15 protein-coding genes are annotated in these 20,191 nt (G+C 42.6%); 3 read left to right on the top strand and 12 right to left on the bottom strand.

What is annotated here, in order from left to right; genetic code table 11:
* Positions 1-146 precede the first annotated feature (146 nt).
* Both HMPREF3208_RS06485 and HMPREF3208_RS03775 read right to left on the bottom strand, forming a co-directional pair.
* Positions 147-236, bottom strand: a complete 90-nt coding sequence (locus HMPREF3208_RS06485; RefSeq protein WP_004268639.1) for a 30S ribosomal protein bS22 — start codon at positions 234-236, stop codon at positions 147-149.
* A gap of 103 nt (positions 237-339) precedes the next feature.
* Positions 340-981: a hypothetical protein gene (locus HMPREF3208_RS03775; protein ID WP_016637043.1), complete on the bottom strand. Its 642-nt coding sequence runs from the start codon at positions 979-981 to the stop codon at positions 340-342.
* A 109-nt stretch (positions 982-1,090) separates the two neighbouring features.
* On the opposite strand from HMPREF3208_RS03775, the gene radA reads away from it, so the two are divergent.
* On the top strand, positions 1,091-2,536 hold the full coding sequence (gene radA, locus HMPREF3208_RS03770; RefSeq protein WP_064347317.1) for a DNA repair protein RadA: 1,446 nt from the start codon (positions 1,091-1,093) through the stop codon (positions 2,534-2,536).
* Between the two features lie 193 nt (positions 2,537-2,729).
* Here radA and HMPREF3208_RS03765 read toward each other — a convergent pair whose 3' ends face one another.
* The 9 genes from HMPREF3208_RS03765 to nusA form a co-directional block, all read right to left on the bottom strand.
* On the bottom strand, positions 2,730-3,296 hold the full coding sequence (locus HMPREF3208_RS03765) for a cysteine hydrolase family protein (RefSeq protein ID WP_016637046.1): 567 nt from the start codon (positions 3,294-3,296) through the stop codon (positions 2,730-2,732).
* A 23-nt stretch (positions 3,297-3,319) separates the two neighbouring features.
* Positions 3,320-4,822, bottom strand: a complete 1,503-nt coding sequence (locus HMPREF3208_RS03760; protein WP_016637047.1) for a purine-cytosine permease family protein — start codon at positions 4,820-4,822, stop codon at positions 3,320-3,322.
* Positions 4,823-4,907: 85 nt separating this feature from the next.
* Positions 4,908-6,032, bottom strand: a complete 1,125-nt coding sequence (locus HMPREF3208_RS03755; RefSeq protein WP_064347315.1) for a PfkB family carbohydrate kinase — start codon at positions 6,030-6,032, stop codon at positions 4,908-4,910.
* A gap of 18 nt (positions 6,033-6,050) precedes the next feature.
* Entirely contained in the window at positions 6,051-7,103 is a 1,053-nt protein-coding gene (locus tag HMPREF3208_RS03750) for an ADP-ribosylglycohydrolase family protein (RefSeq protein ID WP_064347314.1), read from the bottom strand.
* An 88-nt stretch (positions 7,104-7,191) separates the two neighbouring features.
* On the bottom strand, positions 7,192-8,436 hold the full coding sequence (gene ribF / locus HMPREF3208_RS03745) for a bifunctional riboflavin kinase/FMN adenylyltransferase (RefSeq protein ID WP_016637050.1): 1,245 nt from the start codon (positions 8,434-8,436) through the stop codon (positions 7,192-7,194).
* 74 nt (positions 8,437-8,510) lie between these two features.
* Positions 8,511-9,656 carry a tRNA pseudouridine synthase B gene (locus HMPREF3208_RS03740; protein WP_419185095.1) on the bottom strand — a complete coding sequence of 382 codons (1,146 nt, stop codon included), beginning with the start codon at positions 9,654-9,656 and terminating at the stop codon, positions 8,511-8,513.
* A gap of 44 nt (positions 9,657-9,700) precedes the next feature.
* Positions 9,701-10,282 (bottom strand): 30S ribosome-binding factor RbfA, encoded by a 582-nt coding sequence (gene rbfA, locus HMPREF3208_RS03735; protein ID WP_064347312.1) that lies wholly within the window; start codon positions 10,280-10,282, stop codon positions 9,701-9,703.
* Between the two features lie 226 nt (positions 10,283-10,508).
* Entirely contained in the window at positions 10,509-13,340 is a 2,832-nt protein-coding gene (infB, locus tag HMPREF3208_RS03730; RefSeq protein WP_064347310.1) for a translation initiation factor IF-2, read from the bottom strand.
* A 311-nt stretch (positions 13,341-13,651) separates the two neighbouring features.
* A complete protein-coding gene (nusA, locus tag HMPREF3208_RS03725; RefSeq protein WP_016637987.1) occupies positions 13,652-14,734 on the bottom strand; it encodes a transcription termination factor NusA in 1,083 nt (360 codons plus the stop codon).
* 175 nt (positions 14,735-14,909) lie between these two features.
* Between nusA and HMPREF3208_RS03720 the strand changes: the two genes are divergently transcribed.
* Complete coding sequence (locus HMPREF3208_RS03720; RefSeq protein WP_064347308.1) at positions 14,910-15,917, top strand: hypothetical protein; 1,008 nt, start codon at positions 14,910-14,912, stop codon at positions 15,915-15,917.
* A 251-nt stretch (positions 15,918-16,168) separates the two neighbouring features.
* Positions 16,169-17,431 carry an ATP-binding protein gene (locus HMPREF3208_RS03715; protein ID WP_016637170.1) on the top strand — a complete coding sequence of 421 codons (1,263 nt, stop codon included), beginning with the start codon at positions 16,169-16,171 and terminating at the stop codon, positions 17,429-17,431.
* 560 nt (positions 17,432-17,991) lie between these two features.
* On the opposite strand, the gene HMPREF3208_RS03710 is transcribed toward HMPREF3208_RS03715, so the two are convergent.
* Positions 17,992-20,088: a hypothetical protein gene (locus HMPREF3208_RS03710; RefSeq protein ID WP_064347306.1), complete on the bottom strand. Its 2,097-nt coding sequence runs from the start codon at positions 20,086-20,088 to the stop codon at positions 17,992-17,994.
* Between the last annotated feature and the right edge of the window lie 103 nt (positions 20,089-20,191).

The following is a 20,191-nucleotide window of genomic DNA, read 5'->3' as shown; positions in this document are numbered from 1 at the left end:
TCAGTGCGAAAAATCTCAAATCTCTACCACGCGAATATTTGCAAGACAATCCGCAAAATATATAAACAAAAAAGCGCCGGAAACCCGACGCTTTTAAAAGTATTACGTGCCTAAACGTTCAGACACGCATCAACGCATAAGCATAATTACTTGCGCTGGTGACGAGTCTTACGCAGCAGTTTGCGGTGCTTCTTCTTGCTCATCCGCTTGCGGCGCTTCTTGATGACAGAACCCATCTGAAGCCTCCATTCCTATGTAAAGTGTGCAACTTGCCTAATGTTACACCGTTTTGACGACTTTGGTGAGTTTATCACTCAAATCACTTGATTTTAAAACAATTTACATTGGGAAACTGTGATAAAAACGTTCTACAGCTTGCTTAGTACCAGTAACTTCAAATACTGCAGTATCGTTTTGCCATAATGCACTAGCTTGTGTTTTATCGCTTTCATCAATGCGCAACACATAGCTTCCGACTGTTTTGCCACCAACCTGGATTTTTCCACTTGCAACATCTGAGCCTTTAAGCCCATCAACTAGTGCCTCATATTGCTTATTTGCAGAATCACGATTCGACCATTGTGCAACTGTTAACGAAACTTCGCCATCAGCTTGTCCAGTTGAATATTTCACAGAATACTCTTCTAAAGGAGATGATTCAGTCCACGTAGCACTCGGAATAGCATCAATACGGGCAAAGTCAAGCACACTATCTGGCATTGATTTTAATAACGCTGTTGAAGATGCAGGCAAAGCTTTAGCTGGTATAGAAGGAGTTTTAGGCATAACCATATGACTCTTATTAGCAACACTATCGTGATTTAATGCCCAACCTGGCCATACAAACGCTGAAAGTAATGCCAACACCACTACTATTGCAGCAGAAGTCAACACTATCAGTAATTTACTATGTGTTGAATTATGCGCGTTTAGTACTTTCATATTCGACGCATTCATATTTGAAGCATTCGTATTTGACATACTTGCATTATGTCACAGCATGATGACGCTTAGCATCACCTATGCTGATTATGTGTGCCTACCATAATCACAGCGCGTCATTGTCTCCGAAAGCATATAGCGTCAAGATATGGCAAGTAAATCTCCTCTCCACTACGTATGCTCTGAATGCGGATGGAACAGCTCAAAATGGTACGGCCGCTGCCCTGAATGCGGCGAATGGGGCACGGTAAAAGAGTTCAAAGAAGCCCACATCAGCAGCTTGTCTCATACAGCACGAACTGCACGTATTTCTACAGCAAACAACACTTCTACTGTACAGTATCGTCGCACAAACTCCACGCTTGTCAATTCAACTGACCTAGCACAACCAATGAGTGTCATTAAAACCAACAACGCATCACGCATTCATACTGGTTTTAGCGAATTTGACCGTGTTCTAGGAGGCGGTTTGGTACCCGGTTCCGTAACACTTATTGCAGGAGAGCCAGGCATTGGAAAATCAACGTTACTCTTAAAAACTGCATCAAATGCAGCTCAACAAGCACAAGCTCATAACAATCCACCCGTACTTTATATTTCTGGCGAAGAATCAGCAGCTCAAGTCAAATTACGTGCAGCACGTATTCATGCCATCAGCGACTCTCTCCTACTTGCTACTACAGGTGATCTTGATACTGTTCTTTCACTTATTGAACAACATCAGCCTACATTAGCAATTGTGGATTCTGCTCAAACAATTGTTTCTCACAATATTGATGGTATTACTGGCGGATCCACACAAGTGCGAGAAGTTGCGAGTGCACTCATTGATGTTGCTAAAGCAAATAATATTCCAGTTTTGCTTGTTGGTCATGTCACTAAAGACGGTTCTATTGCTGGCCCGCGCACACTTGAACATTTAGTAGACACTGTTTGCCAATTTGAAGGAGATACACAAACAGCACTGCGCATGCTAAGAGCTGTAAAAAATCGTTTTGGTCCGACTGATGAAGTTGGATGTTTCGATATGGGCGGCGAAGGTATTGAAGAAGTTCCCGACCCATCTGGACTCTTTTTATCTTCTAACAGTGATACTCAAAACGAAGGCACCTGCGTAACATTTACACTTGAGGGTCATAGAAGTTTACCTATTGAACTTCAAGCTCTTGTTACTGAATCAGTTCTACCAACGCCGCGACGCGCAGTTTCTGGCGTAGACACTAACAGAATAGCTATGCTCACTGCAGTACTCTATAGACATGGTGGATTAAACCTTTTAGCTAAAGATCTTTACGTTTCTACTATTGCTGGCGCTCTTGCAAAAGAGCCTGCTTGTGATATTGCAATTGTTGCTGCTTTGGCGAGCGCAGCAAAGAAGAAACCATTATTACCTTTTACGTGTGCTATAGGCGAAATAAGCTTAACTGGTCAAGTACGACCGGTACCGCGATTAGAACCTCGCCTACGCGAAGCTGTTCGCATAGGCTACCGACGTGCAATTGTGTGTCAAATGCGTAAAAAGATTACTATTTCAGGTCTTGAAATTATTGAAGTTCGTACAGTACGAGAAGCATTGCAAGCACTGGGTTTGTGACTTAGCAGGCGAACTTTCATACATACTAATTTTGGGATTATGCACATGTGAAAACAATAACGGGGGGCACTAGCGCGTATCAAAACTGCACCAGTGCCCCGTCTCAAACATGCAACATTAACACTGCATTAAGCGCTCGTTTACGAAAATCACTTATTGCATCAACTGAATGTAGCATCTCATGAATGTGTTATCACACTTCGTTAAGAATTTCACTTGTGTTGCACACCGTAATAAGTGGCGTAAAAAGCTCCATAGTTTTAAGAGCCAGCTTATGATTTTCTGGCGTGCTTCCTGCACATGCATCCGCCGCAATGCGTACAGCCACACCGCTATCTGCCGCAGCTAAAGCAGTTGTTAGTACGCAACAATCTGTTGCAACTCCACAAACTGTTATCTTGCGGCAGTCACCCAATGCGGCTTTAAGTTCTGTACCCCACTTGCCGAAAGTTTCGCATGTAACTACGGTGTGACCTTCCGCAAGTTCTGCCGTTTCTGGCGTAAAGTCGTACATTGGGTCGTTAGGTTCTACAAGGAATTGTGGCCAATCTTTAAAATAGTCAACCCAAGCGTTTTCTGGCTTAAGAGGAGCTACGTAACGCGTATAAATTACTCGATTCCCATAAGCTTTCGCAAGTTTGGTAAAAGCTTCGGTTGTTGAATCATAGGTATGATCTGCGCACGCCCAAGTCGACCAGTCACTTTCGCAAAAAACGCGTTGCCTGTCGATTACTACTAACCATTCGTCTTCTTTAATCATTTGAATATCCTTGAGATTTATTGTTATTTTTCAATTTCATTCGTTGGTAAATCTGCTTCTTGCTTAGCAATATCTTTACGCTGGAAAATGAGTGAGCCAATCAATCCGATGAGCAGTGCGATGATTACGCCCAGGTTCGCACCAGCCCAGCTGCTTGATTTTCCACCAACAAACCAAAGCAAATATCCTTGCCATGTGAGCCATTTCGCTGCAGAATTTACAACCAAACCCCACCCAACAATTGTTCCAACGCAAAGAATCACAAAAGCTTTCACATTCCAAGCACCGTAGCGACCTTCCGGCTTATATAAGTCCTCAGTGCAGTAATCTTTTTTACGAACAAGCACATCCGTAGTAAACATTCCAGCCCAAACAGCCATCGGTACTCCCAAAGTTGTTAAGAAACCTTGGAATGGTCCAATAAACGTGTCCGAGAAGAATGTAACGTAAACAACGCCGAGGGTCGTAAGCACTGCCGTGATAATTGCCGCAACAGCACGCGGAATACGTATTCCAAAAGATAGCAACGCAAGACCGTTGGAATAATTGTCCATAATTGCGCCAGACATAAGTCCTAACACCGCTACAATCGTGTACGGAATCAGATACCAAGCTGGCAGAATCGCCGCAATTGCACCGATTGGATCATTCCCAACATTGTGAGCCAATTGCATATTTGACGCAGCAAGCAAAAGACCGTAGAAAATTAGGAATACGTTTGCAATTGATGCTCCAAAAGTAGTCCAAAAAACGATTCCACTATTTGAAGATTTTCTAGGCAAGTATCTGGAATAATCTGCAGCAACATTAACCCAGCCGATGCCGAAGCCTGTCATCACGAAGAAGCAGCAGCCTAGCATTGCCGGAAGAGATCCGTTTGGAATTTGGCCAATCGCAGCAAAGTTTATATGACCCCAGCCTAGTACAAAGAATCCAAGAGTTATTATTCCTGTTACAATTGTTATAACTTGCTGGCATTTCATAATTAAGTCGTAACCGTAAATTCCAACCACTACAATTAATCCAACTACGATGATTGTGCTCACAATTTTAACGCTTGTACCACTACCCCAGCCGAGCTTTTCTGCAGCTGTTGCCATCGCGAGAACAGCAGTTATGGCTAGCGAAATTTCCCAGCCAAGCGTTGCGATCCAACTTAGTGCTGCTGGAATGTTGGCTCCACGCACGCCAAACGTTGCACGAGTTAATACCATTGTTGGTGCATTTCCGCGTTTACCGGCTATTGATATTACTCCAACAAGTAGGAATGATACAATTACGCCAATTATGGTCATAAGCGTTGCTTGCCAGAAGGATATTGCAAAACCTAATGCCCACGCTCCATAAGACATTGCAAATACGGAAATATTTGCTGCAAACCACGGCCAAAATAGGCTTGCCGGCGTTCCTTTACGCTCACTTTCGCTGATTGTGTCTATGCCTTGCTCCTCTATGCTTAAGGAGTTTTGACTTGACGAGTTTGATGCTTGTTGAGCTTTAGATTCGTCCATTTGAGTTTTACTCATTGTTCACCTAGTTTCTTTTAGGTTGATTCTGCTTTACAGATTTTTTGATTTTGAATTTCTTAAGAAAAATCAACAAATATTGGTATTAATAAACATTTGTTTTAATAAAATCTTCTATCTCCTTTTTTGTAGGACACGTTGCAGGCCCATATTTTGTGACAGCAAGAGCTGCTGCAGCATTCGCGCACAAAACCGCCTGCTTAAGCGTCATTTTGTAGCCTATGCAAGCAGCAAGCACGCCAGTATGTGCATCTCCAGCTCCATTTGTATCTACTGCTTTTACTTGAAATCCTTTAATATGCTCGGCTTCTTTGCCTACATCACACACCCAAGCTCCATCAGATCCCGTGTGAACAACGAGCGGAGCTTGTAACGCACGCTGCAAATGCTCAATTTTGTGATTGGTAAGTTGATTATTGGTTTCGCAAATACCACTTTTACAGTCAATACTTTCTTCAACAACACCTTCGTTGTATTCATCATCATTCCAAGCGTTAAGTCTTTTCGCTAAAATCTCCGCTTCTCTGGCATTACACACCCAAATTGGCGCATAGTCAATCAACGCTTTTAAATCTTCATCTACAATATTTGCAACCATCGGCGACGCATCAAAAAACGCAGTAAATCGGTGCTTGCAACAATAAAAAGAACTCTCTAAAGCACTACTACCCAAACCGCTTGGCCTACCCAAACCGCTTGAGCCGCTTGTTCTCATCATAAATCGCAAAAGCGCACGTTTTATAGGACTCACAAACGTGTACCCACTAAGGTACACAACATCTTGCGGATTAGGATTTACAAAGTCAAAAGCATGCTCGTCACCACTAGTTTCCGCACCTTTAGTAGATATAAAAGTGCGCTCTGCACTTGCGTCCGTAAGAGCTACGCAAAATCCAGAATCAAGCGTCGAATTTTTTGTGCCAATATGCGAAATATGCGCTTCATTTAAAGCTTCAGAAATAATATTTGCAAAATAACCTTCGCCCAGCACGCCAGCCCACTGCGCATTAGCTCCCATTTGACTTGCAGCAAATAGCATGTTGTAACTTGCACCAGCGCACATATTGCACGAGCTCGCAAATATGTCTTCACCAGGCTTAGGAACGGAGTTAACTTTCATAGTTAAATCCACAATAATTTGGCCGAGTGAAATCACTCGCGGCGCAATCAAACTCGTTTTATTGCTCAAGTTTAGGTTTGATTCACCCATTGTAATCGCCTCTGAAAGCTATTGCGCAGTATTTTCTCTAATTAGACACAAATCATACACTGTCTTTTCTACGTCGTAGCAGTGTTCAACTCGCAAATTTTCTAAAACACGTCCTCGTATTTCTGCATCGAACACTTGCGGACCGTATTTTGAACCCAACATTGCTGAGCACATTGCAGCAATCGTATCCGTATCCCCGCCAATCGATGCCGCAAAACACGCAGCTTGAGTTGGTTCCTTCGCAAAACGGGTTGCAATTGCGAAAGCTGCAGCTACAGATTCATGAGCTTCAACACTTGTACCACAATCATTTTGGAGTACTTCTGCAAATTCTTCGTCACTAACAGATGCGGAACTCAACTCCTCAGCTTTTTTAGTGAAAAATTCGACCCTGCTTATAACGCTTGCTTTTGCGCTCCAATTACCATATTTTGGAAGTGATTTTACAAATTTTATTGCCTCTTTAAGCGGATTTTCACAACCTTCAATACCTAAGCTTACTGCTGCCGCAAGTAACGTCGTGGATTCAATTCCTTGAGTTGTGTTATGAGTAATTAAGCACGATTTTCTTGCTGCCTGAGCAAGTGACTCGCCTGGTTTGAAGGCGATTCCGACTGGCGTTGCGCGCATTGCACCACCATTAGTTGTGCCAAATTTGCCTGTTTCTTCAGGACTTACTCCATTTACCAGTGCTTGTAAAGCGGATTTAGTTGATGGCCCTAGAAGATCAAGGGAACCTTTTTCGCGCATTTGTGCCTCCCAATCTAGGAGGTTTTGCGCATACTTGTTGTTGTCAATATTGCCATTATCTGCGATTATGCGTTCAGCAAGTAAAAAAGCTTGTTCCGTATCATCTGTTACGGAACCCGCTTTCATATTTGGCGCGATTGGCTGCTGGCTTACAGCATCCATTAATTTTGTAATTGAACCACCATAAAAACGGCGTATGCTTTGAGCGCTCATGCTTTGAGTTGGCATGCCTAGCGCATCACCTATAGCAAGACCAACAATAGCTCCAAGTGCACGATCATATGTTTTACTTTGCTTAAGATCCATTATTGCGTTTACCATACGTATATTCTATGCTTTCGCAAACACAATTTTGAAAGCACTCGTAGAAAGCGAAAGCTAAAAACGCAACTCAACGCAAATATCAGAATCAGACTTCAGCTTCGGCACTAGTAATTGTGCGAACTTCTTCAACATTGTGTTTAAGCATGTCTTTCAACTCGTCAACTGAATCAAAAGCCTGCTGTGGACGCAAGAAGCTAGCAAATTCAATGCACACGCGATGACCGTATAAATCTTTCCAATCATCAAACAAACCGTAAGCTTCAACAGTATGTTCGGATGTTTTTTCGCCATCATGATTGAAGGTTGGCTTCGTTCCAATAGAAATAGCTGCCGGCCAGCGCCACGGAGAATGTACACCCAAATGAAGCTCATCACGACGCAATACACTCATGTCTGGTACCGCATTTTTTATGAACTGAGCATCATTTTTATTATCAGCGTCTAAATCAACTACCCAGCCAGCATACACACCATCAACTGGTACATATCCTTCAATATTTTCACCAAGATTAACTGTTGGGAAACCAAGCTCACGACCACGTTCTTCGCCATGTATCACAACGCCTTCAACACGATGCGGCTGATCTAAAATTTCACGAGCTTCCTTAACTCGACCAGTTGCAAGCATCCAGCGCAGATTCGTAGAACTCCAAGCACGCACTTTCTTATTCGGCATACTCTTAGTCCAAGCACGATATTCAGCCTTATTCATACCATCAGATGGATTCTTAGGATCTCCCGGCATTTCAGGCACTTCACGAACAATAGGATCCGGTACACGCACATCGTCTGGGCCTAAATCTTCTACCTCAATCAGCTCAAAAACTCCAGTAGCTTGTGCCAATTCACGAATAGCCGAAATATTGCCAGCACGACGAGCACCAAGAGCAGCATCAGAGCCAAGCACTAACGCTCGCATGCCCAGCTTTCCAACGAGCTGTCCTAAGAAGAAACGATATGATTTTGCCGCAAAAGCGAGACTATAACGCACAATCACCACATGATCAACATCTAGCTCAGACATCACGCGTAAACGCTGACGCACGCTAGTAAGAGCATCAGGATCATCTGGTAGTTCGACATTCATATCACCAAAGTCATCATACAAATCAGGATTAGCATGCACAACACTCGGACGCGGATCAAACATAATCACAACCGAGAATGCACCACGCCTGCGCGCTAAATCTACCGTTCGACGAATAACTTCACGATGTCCTTTATGCATACCGTCGAATGAACCAATGGTAACAACAGCTTTACGCTCTGCACTTAGCGTTGGCCAATTAATCATGCCGTTAGCATCTGGTCGAATGTCAATGACCTTCATGATATCCTTACTATCCGCGTTCAAACATCAACTCAAGCAAACTACGCCAAACCGTAATTCGTTATTTTCACTACTTACTCTAGTTTACCAGTCTTCTCGCTTACCGGAAATACCACAATTGGTTTGATTTGATTACTTTTACTATTTTTTGCTGGTTCTACTACTGCAACTACATCATATTGTGCTGTATCTTCAACTAATGAGTAAGCTATTGCAGGATATTGTAACGTATTATCAATTGATGGAAGAGAAATCCAACGCCCAAAACGTAAATCCTGCGCTTGTACAGCATCAATAAGAACCATTGGTAGCGTATGCTCAGCAGTTTCCAACATATTGAAACAAAATTGAGGAAGCATATTATCTGCGTCAAAATGAGGAGGAGATACAACTTTTGCACGCTGTTGCAATATTCCATTTCGATCAGTAAATTCTCGAGTTTCTACATTAAGCTTCATTACTCGAGCATCATTAATTGAAAAATCACTAATGCTAGTGCGACGAAGTTGAGTAAGATGACCACCAACACCCATCAAACGCCCTAAATCACGCGCCAACGCACGAATATACGTTCCACTACTACACGAAACTGTTGCAGTAATATCACACACAAGCCTACCGCTTACTCCTCTAGTAAGCTGTGGATTACTGATAGTAAATTCATGAACCGTTATTTCGCGCGATTCAAGATTTACTGTTTTTCCTTCGCGCGCCAAATCATAAGCTCGCTGACCATTAATTTTAATTGCAGAAAAAGCAGTTGGCGTTTGCATAATCCTGCCAGTTAAGTTTTTGCTAACAATTTGCTTCATACGCTGAAAGGCTTGTTGCAATAACGCATCTTTTTCAATAGTTGCCATACTAGTATTCAGCAAGCTGTCCATAAGGTCATCGCGATTCGACATGGCAATGCCCGGTCCTGCTTGTAACGCATATTCTGGTAGAATCTCACCTTCAGCATCATCTGTAGTAGTAGCTTCACCTAATCGTATTACTGCTTCATAGGTTTTCTGATGACCAAGCATATAATTTAACAATCGCGTAGCATGACCAAATCCCACAATAAGCAATCCAGTTGCCATTGGATCAAGTGTGCCTGCGTGACCTACTCGCTTCGTATGAAGTAGATGACGAGCGTAAGCAACAACATCATGACTAGTAACGCCTTGTGGTTTATCTACAAGCAGAAGACCAGAAGTTGGCATAATTTTTTTCATCATCATTTGAAAAATATTTATTTAAAAATACAAATAGCATTGATGTATTAATGAGATTCATCAAAGCCAGATGCGTCACTTGATTGTTCGTTAAGATCATTATCGAATTCGTCGCCATTATCGAATTCGTCGCCATCATCGAATTCGTCATCATCATCGAATTCGTCGCCATCATCGAATTCGTCGCCATCATCTTCATGTGGCTTCTTATAAGGATCTGATTCACCAGCATATTGAGCATTCTCACGCATCTTTGCTAATTCTTCATCTCTATGACGAGCAGCAACCAAAATATCCTCAATTTCATGTGCTTCTGTAGGCACTTCATCATAAACGAATTGCAATTGCGGAGTTAAACGCAAACCAGCTTTTGCACCAACCAATGAACGTAAACGACCATGAGCCTGCTGTAATGCAAGTGCTGCGCGTTGACGCTCGCCCTGTTCTTTTCCTTCGTGACCAAGCTGCGTCCAATAAACTTTTGCAATCTGCAAATCGTTAGTAACTCGCACTTCTGTAATAGTTACATTCGTTAGGCGTTTATCGTGCAACTGTGATTCCATATTAGAAGCAATAACGCGCTGAATTAACGCTGCAATACGAGCAGCTCTAGGATTAGTTCCTGCCATATGGCATACTCCTTACCATATTCGCAACATATGCGAAAACTTACGAAAACCTATAAAACTATGTATTCTTTTGATCATTCATCAACGTAACTGCAATCTATATGCATAATTACCATGAAAAATAGCAAAAGTGATAAAAGCAATAACCACAAGCTACTGCTTTTATCACTTCTTGCTCATGCACATCAGCTTCATGCTACAATTTCATGCAGTTACGCGTATTGTATTATTTGCGCTCAATTTGACGCATTTCAAAGGTTTCAATTACGTCACCAAGCTCAATGTCGTTGAAGCTGCCAAGATTAATACCAGCTTCGTAACCTTCGCTAACAGACTGTACGTCATCCTTGAATCTACGCAAGCTGGAGATTTCCAGGTCGTTGACTGTAGCAACGCCGTCGCGCAAAATACGGCACTTCGTACCGCGCTTGACCTCGCCGTCTTGAACCATAACACCAGCAATATTGCCAAACTTGGAAGAACGGAAGATTTCGCGAATTTCGGAATGTGAAGTAACAACTTCTTCGAATTCCGGCTTCAGCATACCCTTCAAAGCAGCTTCAATATCTTCAATTGCCTTGTAAATAACCGAGTAGTACTTAACTTCCACACCTTCGCGATCTGCCAAATCAGCAACCTGACGGTTTGGACGCACATTGAAGCCAATAATCACAGCCTTATCAACGGTTGCCAAGTTCACATCGTTCTGGGTAATTGCACCAACACCACGGTGAATAACCTGAATACCAACTTCTTCGGAAACCTCAATCTTCATCAAGGAATCTTCCAAAGCTTCCACAGAACCGGAAGAATCACCCTTAATAACAATGTTCAGCATATCAACTTCAGACTTAGCGAACTGTTCTTTAAGGCTTTCAAGAGACACAACCTTACGGCGCTTAGCAAGCTGAGCAGCACGCTCAGTAGCTTGACGCTTTTCAGCAATCTGACGAGCAGAACGGTCGTCTGAAGTCACCAAGAACAAGTCACCAGCAGTAGGAACTGAAGTCAAACCAAGCACCTGAACAGGTGTTGAAGGAGCCGCATCCTGCAAGTGATTGCCGTTTTCGTCAAGCATTGCGCGCACACGACCATAAGATGTGCCAGCAACAATTGAATCACCGACATGGAGAGTACCTTGCTGTACAAGAACAGTAGCAACAGCACCACGACCCTTATCGAGACGAGCTTCAATAGTTGCACCGCGCGCATCCATATTCGGATTAGCTTTAGGATCAAGCTCGGCGTCAGCAGTTAACAGTACAGCTTCAAGAAGCTTATCAACATTGGTGCCCTGCTTTGCAGAAATATCCACAAACATGGTGTCACCGCCGTATTCTTCAGCAACCAAACCGTATTCAGTAAGCTGACCACGCACTTTATCTGGGTTAGCACCCTCAACATCAATCTTGTTTACAGCAACTACAATTGGCACGTGAGCAGCTTGAGCGTGATTAATAGCTTCAACAGTCTGAGGCATCACACCATCATCTGCTGCAACAACAAGAATTGCAACGTCCGTAAGCTCAGCACCACGAGCACGCATAGCAGTAAACGCTTCGTGACCTGGAGTATCAAGGAAGGTAATCTTACGAGGCTTACCCTCAAGATTTACCGTTACCTGATAAGCGCCGATTCGCTGCGTAATGCCACCAGCTTCTCGAGCAATCACATTTGACTTACGAATAGTATCAAGCAAACGAGTCTTACCATGATCAACGTGACCCATAACTGTTACAACAGGCGGACGAGACTGAAGATCGTCATCTTCTTGCAATTCTTCTTCATCCAAATCAATGTCGAATTGTTGCAAAAGCTCCTTATCTTCCTCTTCCGCAGAAACAATGTTGATATTCCAGCCGATCTCTTCACCCAAAATTTGGAAAGTCGACTCATCCAACGACTGCGTAGCCGTTGCCATTTCCCCCAAGTGGAAAAGTACAGTTACCAAAGCTGCTGGATTGACATCAATCTTTTCTGCTAAATCAGAAAGAGTTGCGCCCTGACGCAAACGAATCGTAGCGCCATTACCCGAAGGAATACGCACGCCACCAATAACTGGTGCTTTGAGCTCTTCGTATTCACGACGCTTTGCTAAACGGTTCTTGCGAGCTTTAGAAGATTTACCTCCCTGGCGACCAAATGCACCTGCAGCACCTGCCCTACCGCGACCGCCTCCGCGAGATGGACCACCGTTTGGAGCACCTGCAGCTGCAGCTTGGAAGCTAGCACCTTGGGCTGCAAAACGAGATTCTGCTGATGGGCGTGCAGAAGCTGCACCAGCACCACCACGACGCTGCCCAGACCACTGAGAAGAACGGTTACCGCCTTGACCTGGACGACCACTACGCGAACGATTACCACGTTCACTGCGCGAACCATTAGCTGCGCCGCCACCTTGACCTGGACGACCACCACGGTTATTTTCTGCACCTAAACGAGACATCGGGTGAGGACGTGGAATATCACCCGGAGTAGGAGTACGCATACCCTGCTTACGACTAAATGGGTTGTTGCCTGGTCGAGGTATCGCATTACCAGCACCTTGAGCACCTTGATGCGGTCGAGGACGCGGAGGCATCTGTGAACGATCGCCACGAGACTGATTCTGTGCTTGCTGACGAGACTCAACACGAGCTTCACCATGCTTAGATTCAGCAACACCAGCACCTGAACGCGAACCATGATTTGGTCGAGGATGACCAGCACCAGGTTTCGGTATTGCATGAACTGTTGCAGCATGATCATGCTGCTTTACAGAAGGCGTATCAGCATGAGCTTTATTAGAAGTAGCATGAGCCTCATGCTGTACTTTACCTTGAGGCTTTGTGCCCTGAGTTTTCGCTTTTGGCGCAACAGGTTTATTTGCACCAGAACGTTTCGCAGACTGATTATTACCATCTGCTTCCAAAGCCGTCTGCAAACGACGTACTACTGGAGCCTCAACTGTTGAAGATGCGGATTTAACAAATTCTCCCATGCTCTTCAAACGCTCCAACACGGTTTTACTGTCGACACCAAATTCTTTGGCCAGTTCATACACGCGCTTTTTAACCACTCAGTGTTCTCCTCTGTCTGTGGCAGCGCTCGTACACGCGACCACGTTACATTATTGCGAGCTTATTACATAGTATCGTGCGACATATCATCGTGCGACCATAATCTTATACCTCGTCTCCAATTGGACTACGATGACAATCTTTCGCCCAAATTCCAGCTTTCAGCATACTCGAAACGTTGGATTGCAGCGAGTGTCGCTCAAAGCAATGAAGATACCAGTATGTATCTGTTTATTGCGTAACTTAAGAGCACTAAAAACGTTCAAACATAGTATTCATTACACTATATTCCTGCGTTTTCGTTACACAGTTATTCAGCAACAGATGCAATATCATGTGAATCAGCTGAAGTTGCCTGCGTATTCTGTGCTTGAGCAGCAGCAACCTTCTTAGCGTGCTCTTCAGCAGATTCAATACCAATCTTCCAACCAGTCAATTTTGCAGCTAAACGAGCATTCTGACCTTCCTTGCCAATAGCAAGTGAAAGTTGAGAATCATGGATAAAAGCAACTGCAGTCTGACTTTTCTCACTGACTACTTGCACCTGTGTAGCGGTAGCAGGAGAAAGCGCAGCAGCAACAAACTTGGCTGGATCATCCGACCAATCAACGATATCAATCTTCTCTTGACCCAAATTCTCCATCACTGCACGAACACGAGAACCACCAGGACCAATCAAAGCACCCTTTGGATTAACACCTTCAGTATTAGCTCTTACGGCAATCTTTGTACGGGCACCAGCCTCGCGTGCAATTGCCATAATTGAAACTGCCCCAGAAATAAGCTCTGGAACTTCACGCTCAAAAAGACGGCGAACCAACTCAGGATGAGAACGCGAAACAACAATTTCCGGTCCACGCAGGCCGCGAGCTACATTCACAACATACACGCGAATACGCTCACCGTGACGATAACGCTCACCTGGAACTTGCTCACGACGTGGCAGAATAGCCTCAACATCGCCAACTGCTACGTGAATATTAGTATTATCTTTAGCATCTTGCTGAATAATGCCGTTAATCAGCTTGCCTTTTTGACCAGAAAACGCACCAAACACACGGTCATCTTCAGCCTTACGGAAAATCTGGCTAATAACTTGGCGGGCTGTTGCCGCAGCAAGACGACCAAAATCACGTGGAGTATCGTCGTATTCTTCTCCCAGTGTTGGTGCTGGATAGGGGTTATCTTCCGTAGGCTCCCCAGGAATTTCATTCCTAGCCCACACAGTAAACGAACCAGCACGTTCATCTAACTCAACTCGCACATGCTTAGCAGGATGAGCGGTTTTCATATACGCAAGACGCAAGGCCTCGGCGAGCGCCTCGTCCAGCTCTTCGGCATTAATCCCCTGCTGTGCCGCAAGCTGATGCATTCCCGCCAAATCCAATTCCATCGCGCACGTCCTCTCGTTATAACGCATTCATTTATGATTATTAATTACGTAATTATTAAAACGTAGTAGCTTCAGCTCATTTTTAATCAACTTCAACTACTATAGACAAGCAAACAATATTTCTAAAATGATTAAAGAATATATTGGTCACAGTCGTTGACTATTTTAGTAGATTATGCAGACACTTTATGTTTTGTTACGAACCATACTCAGAAGCACGAAACGCAAACTACTCACAGCATTGATTGTCCTCATAAGCGTTTCAAGCACACTCACACTGAGTGCTTGTAGTACGCTACAAAACATTCACGTAAACCGTATTACTCACGTAACAGCACCTGAGAATGCCTGTGCTAAAGCCTACCAACTTGCGCAATACAATCAGCACATCATCAATCGCGATACAACTAACATAACTCATAAAAATTGGTCCGCTACAGCCCAAGCTTGGAAGACTGTTTCTCAACAATGTCCTGGACGACTTAACGAAAGCATTGTGTACAGTGCACAGGCACAATGGGCAATGCTTACTCAGCAGTCTAAAAGTGAAGATTCACAGAACACAACATCTAATGCAGAAGCAAGTACAGCCACTTCAACAGAGATAATTACAGCAACACAACAAAGAGGGCATGAATCTTACGTACAACTTCGCGAAGTATTAAATCATTACAAACATTTTAAATGGTCGCATCAGCCTTTGGTTCTCGCAGCTGCAGCAGAAGATCAACTTGCATTTATTTTACAAGCGTTGGCAGCAAAAAAAGTACCAAATCTGCCATTGGAGTACAGCGATATAGCTGCGAGCAATGCACAAAGTTTTATGCATGCTGCAGATACGAGCACTGACCTACGAAAAAAGATATACGACATCCCAACACAAGCATTAGAAAGCGGGATAGCACATGATTCTGCAAGCAACAAAGACTTACCACTTGCAGCAATCGCTTATATGGATTGTGCGCGTGCAGAACTTGCAGCATTCCAACATGCCATGACAATTACCGCCAGTAAACACAACGAAATAACTACACTAACAGACGGTAATATTAGTAACGATAAAAATACCGCAATGCAAGCACATCAAGCTTTTAAAGATGCGATTGTACAATTAATTACATCAAGATTATTGAGTGCCTACGCACTTGGCTACCCTATAGACGCAAGCCTCATTCTTAAGTAAGCCGATTCAACTAAAAGCAGCTACAAAAGCAAAGCTACAAACTAAACACCGTTACTAACTCAGCTAACGAACTGAGAAAATAACGGTAATCGGCAAAACACCGTTACTAACTCAGTCAACAAACTGAGTTAGTTGTACGCCTATATAAATATGTCTTAATACGCGGTTTCGTAGTTTTTGTACATTGAATGTACAAAAAATCGTACATCCGATGTACAAAAAATACATTTTTTTCGTGTATAGTTACTTTTATGAATACATATTTTCCTAGACCAATCGCTGATTCTATTCTTCAAGCAAAACGAAAAGTTGTAATTCTCGAAGGCGCAAGAGCTGTAGGCAAAACTATGATGTCAAAGAAGCAGCTTGTTCCTAAAGGTTTCTCATACGTAAGTCTTGCGGACGAAAATACTTTCGCGCTTGCTTCAACAGATTTATACGGTTGGCTAAAAAATATTAGTACTCCAGTTGTTATTGACGAAGCGCAGAGACTTACAGATTTGCCGCTTGCAATAAAGGAAATAGTTGATAATTCAACGAAAAATGGTCTTCAGTATATTTTAACAGGTAGCGCACTTATAAATCGCAATGGACTAGACGGTCAAGATCCTCTTGCTAGGCGCGCTCAGCACTTTACAATGAGTCCTTTTACGCAGAGCGAAATTACTCAAAATAGTGAGAATATTGTAGATAATCTTATAGAAAGTAATCCAAATCTTACATATGAAAAAGAAATAAGCAGAGAAGAAATATATAAAATGATGGCTGCTGGCGGCTTCCCAGAATATCAGCAATTATATGATTCTTACGAAGCTTGGGAACGCGAAAAGCTTGTTGAAAGCGATATTCTTGCAGTATTGGGCGATACTATTCTCCCCGGAGAAAAATTAGATAGAAGCATGGCCGTTAGCATACTTAATAAGTTGCTGTGCACGCCAGGTGGGATTCTTAACACGAGTTCAATAGGTCAAGATCTTGCTTTAGATAGGCGAACTATTGAGCGTTATGTTAGCGTATTCTTGCGTAGGTTTTTAATAAACACTCTTCCGAATATAAAAACTGCGCCAAATCGTCAAACCTTCGCTAGAGCAAAAATACATCCGATTGATACGTCTTTAAGCGTTCAAACAATGATTAGTAAAGGTCATGATCCTTTGGAAGATCCCGTTATGTATGGAAATTTGCTCGAAAGTTTCGTTGTAAATCAGATTATGCCTGCTGTGCAATGGTCTAAGATGCATCCGGATTGCTTCTACTGGCGTGAAACTGGCAGTAATCCTAAAGAAGTTGATCTTGTGCTAAGTTTCCGCGGGAATCTGGTTGGCGTGGAAGTGAAAAGTTCTAGCATGGTGAATCGTAATGATTTTAAGGGGCTTGTAGCTCTTGCGCAAAAACCTGAATTTAAGAGCGGATACGTTGTTTATTTGGGACAAAAAATTATGCAGTGGTCGAATAATTTGTATGCAATACCACTAAGCGCGCTGTGGGAGCGAAGTGCGTTTAACGGGTTATAGGCCAAAAGTATGTAAAAAAAAATAAGCTCATAACCCTTACAACAGTTGGGATTATGTTATATCGAATGTGGGTTATTTCTTTAGTTGCTGGAGCATTAAAGCAAGGATTGTACGAATGCTTGAGTATTACTAGCTCAGTTCATTAGCTGAGATATTAACGGTGTTTCGCTAATTACCGTTATTTTTTCAGTCGGCTGACTGAATTAGTAACGGTGTTGGGCTTATCAACGTTATTTTCTCAATTCGTTAGCTGAGTTAGTAACGGCATTTAGGTTTGTTTTGTGGCTTGGCTCGGGTTGTAGCTTGAGCTATACCTTATAGCGCGCAAGGGCAATTACATATAATGCTATAACCCTATAACTAAGTAGGCGGTGAGGATACACTCCGCACCGCCTACATGTTTTATGTACTTGCTACGTTCGCAATAGTAGCAAGTACATAATTACTTAGTTTCTACAACCTTTGTATAGCCAGGCTCAGTTTATTTAGACTCATCATTATTGGTCTGAGGATTATCGCTATAGAAATCACTCAAATCCAAGTCACCCAAGCCTAAATCATCAAAAATTGATGTCATCGATATTTAAGGAAGCCAAATCGTCATCGCTGATTTCCGACAAATAAGTATCGAACTCACTGAAATCGAAGTCCTCAGCCTCCACATCATCAATACCTAAATCATCCAAATCTAATTTGTCAAGACCTAAATCATCAAGATCAATGTCATCAAGATTCAAATCGTCGATGTTGAAATCATCAGAATCATCGCCAGAATTAATATCGTCAGGATTAACTGGAGGAGCAGTGTTAGTTCCACCAGCAGAGCCACCTACATTGACACTGGAGGAGCCACCAGTCGGATTTGAATGCGGAAAATGTGGTTTATCGCGTTCTGAAAGTTTCTTGAAATCAGGGATACTATCATCAACCAGCGCTTCGCTCGACTTCTGTTCAGGAGTCAAAGCTACGTCGTCCGTATCAAGAATCTTAGCAACTTCATCATCATTGCCGTATTCCTGTAGATGCTTAATAAAATCAATACGCGGATACAACCTATTATTAGTATCACTATCAGCGCCTTTAAGGGCATCTTCAGTATCCTTAATCATATCCGCATACGTTTTATTGTCTTTCAACGCATTCTTCACATACTTTTTATATTCTCGTGAAGCAACCAAATTCTCAATAAACTCATAACGGTGCTGTTTAAAGAATGACTCAAAATACTTTGGAGACTTCTTTTGTTCGTAAGACACTTTGTTAGGGGTTCCGAACTCTTTTTTACGTTCCGTAAATATAGCATCATAGGCCGGTTTATTTTCTGCAAGCCACTTTTTAAGATCTGTTCCTTTGTCAAGCAGATTTTGCACATACTTCTTAAACTTCAATTGCAAGTATGCGTAAGAAATAGCACCCGGTCGCGCTGTCCTCGAATCAGTAGTAGGCTTATGATCTTCATATGGATACTCGCCCAAAGCTCTCTTCTGCTTGTACAACTTATCTATCTGTTTTTCAATTTCTATACGCTTTTTGTAAAATGCTAAGTAATCTTTGCGTGTCGCAGCATCCGCATTAGCTGGATTATTCACGATAGTACTAAATCGAGAAGGAATGTTATAAGATTCGTCGCCGTACAGCTTCTGAATCTTGTCTTCAAGATCACTATAAGTCTTATAATTAAAGCCATCTTTAGCTGGCGTGCTACTTTGATCCTCTGTTATGCCAAAGTTGTTATATTGCATAATATTATGTTTGAAAGCATCTTCCAGATTGCTATATTCCTTCGATTCTTTTAGCAAATATTCTTCGCCGTCATGAAGGTTCATTGCTGCTTCGACTTTAGAAGTAAGGTGATATATTTTATTTTCCAAGTTATATTTCATATCAGCAGCAAGTCCGCTAACTGATTTAGCAACTTTATCTTTCAACCTGTTCTTAATATACTGCACATCTTTACGCCAATAATCTAATTGTGCAGCCACGTATTTGGTGTTGGAAGCATCTGCTGCACCATCATACCAGAACTGTAATTCTTCGCCCTTAAATTCATGGTCACATTTATCATCAGTATTTTCTGGATTGATTTCAGAAGGTAGCTTTATTGACTTTACTAAAGTGCCAATCTTTTCTTTAGTGTTCTTGAGTTTAGTTATTTCTACATTAGCATCACTAATTTTCCCATAGGACATAGCTTCTTTAAGCCAGCGAGAATAATCAGGATAACCTTCAAATGGATCGTCATATGGCATAGACCAACCCACTAAATGAGTATGATTGTCACCAGAGAAAATTTGATTCTGGGCTGATTGCGCAGCATAATACTCATCTTTCAAAGTTTTAAGTGTATTTTCATCAGGATTATCGCCTGCAGCAGTAAGATCTTTCTCAAACTTTTCAATCACTATACGAGCATCCTGAATTTTTTGTTTATTTTGTTCAGCAGATTTCAGGTCTTTGGTAAAAGCTTTCTTCAGCTCAGCATCATCCTGCTCATTAACAATCTTTTTTAACGCGTCAATATGATTATCTGCTTCATTTACCAATTGAGTGATGGTCGTCTGGAAAGCTGTGCTTTCATCTGCCACTGCAACGCCAGCGTTGCATACACAGCACAACATCGCTGCAGCAGCAAATGTTGCTATAAACTTTTTATTCATTGTATACACCTTCTTATAACTCTCAATGAATTTAAACTAGAGCACAACGCTGCACAAAATCAGCGCAACATAGCACTTTTACCAGACTACCCCCCCCCCAGCC

This window comes from Gardnerella vaginalis (assembly GCF_001546485.1).
GTDB lineage: Bacteria > Actinomycetota > Actinomycetes > Actinomycetales > Bifidobacteriaceae > Bifidobacterium > Bifidobacterium vaginale_D.
Note: the sequence above shows the minus strand (reverse complement) of the source record. Positions and strands in the feature narration are given on the sequence as shown.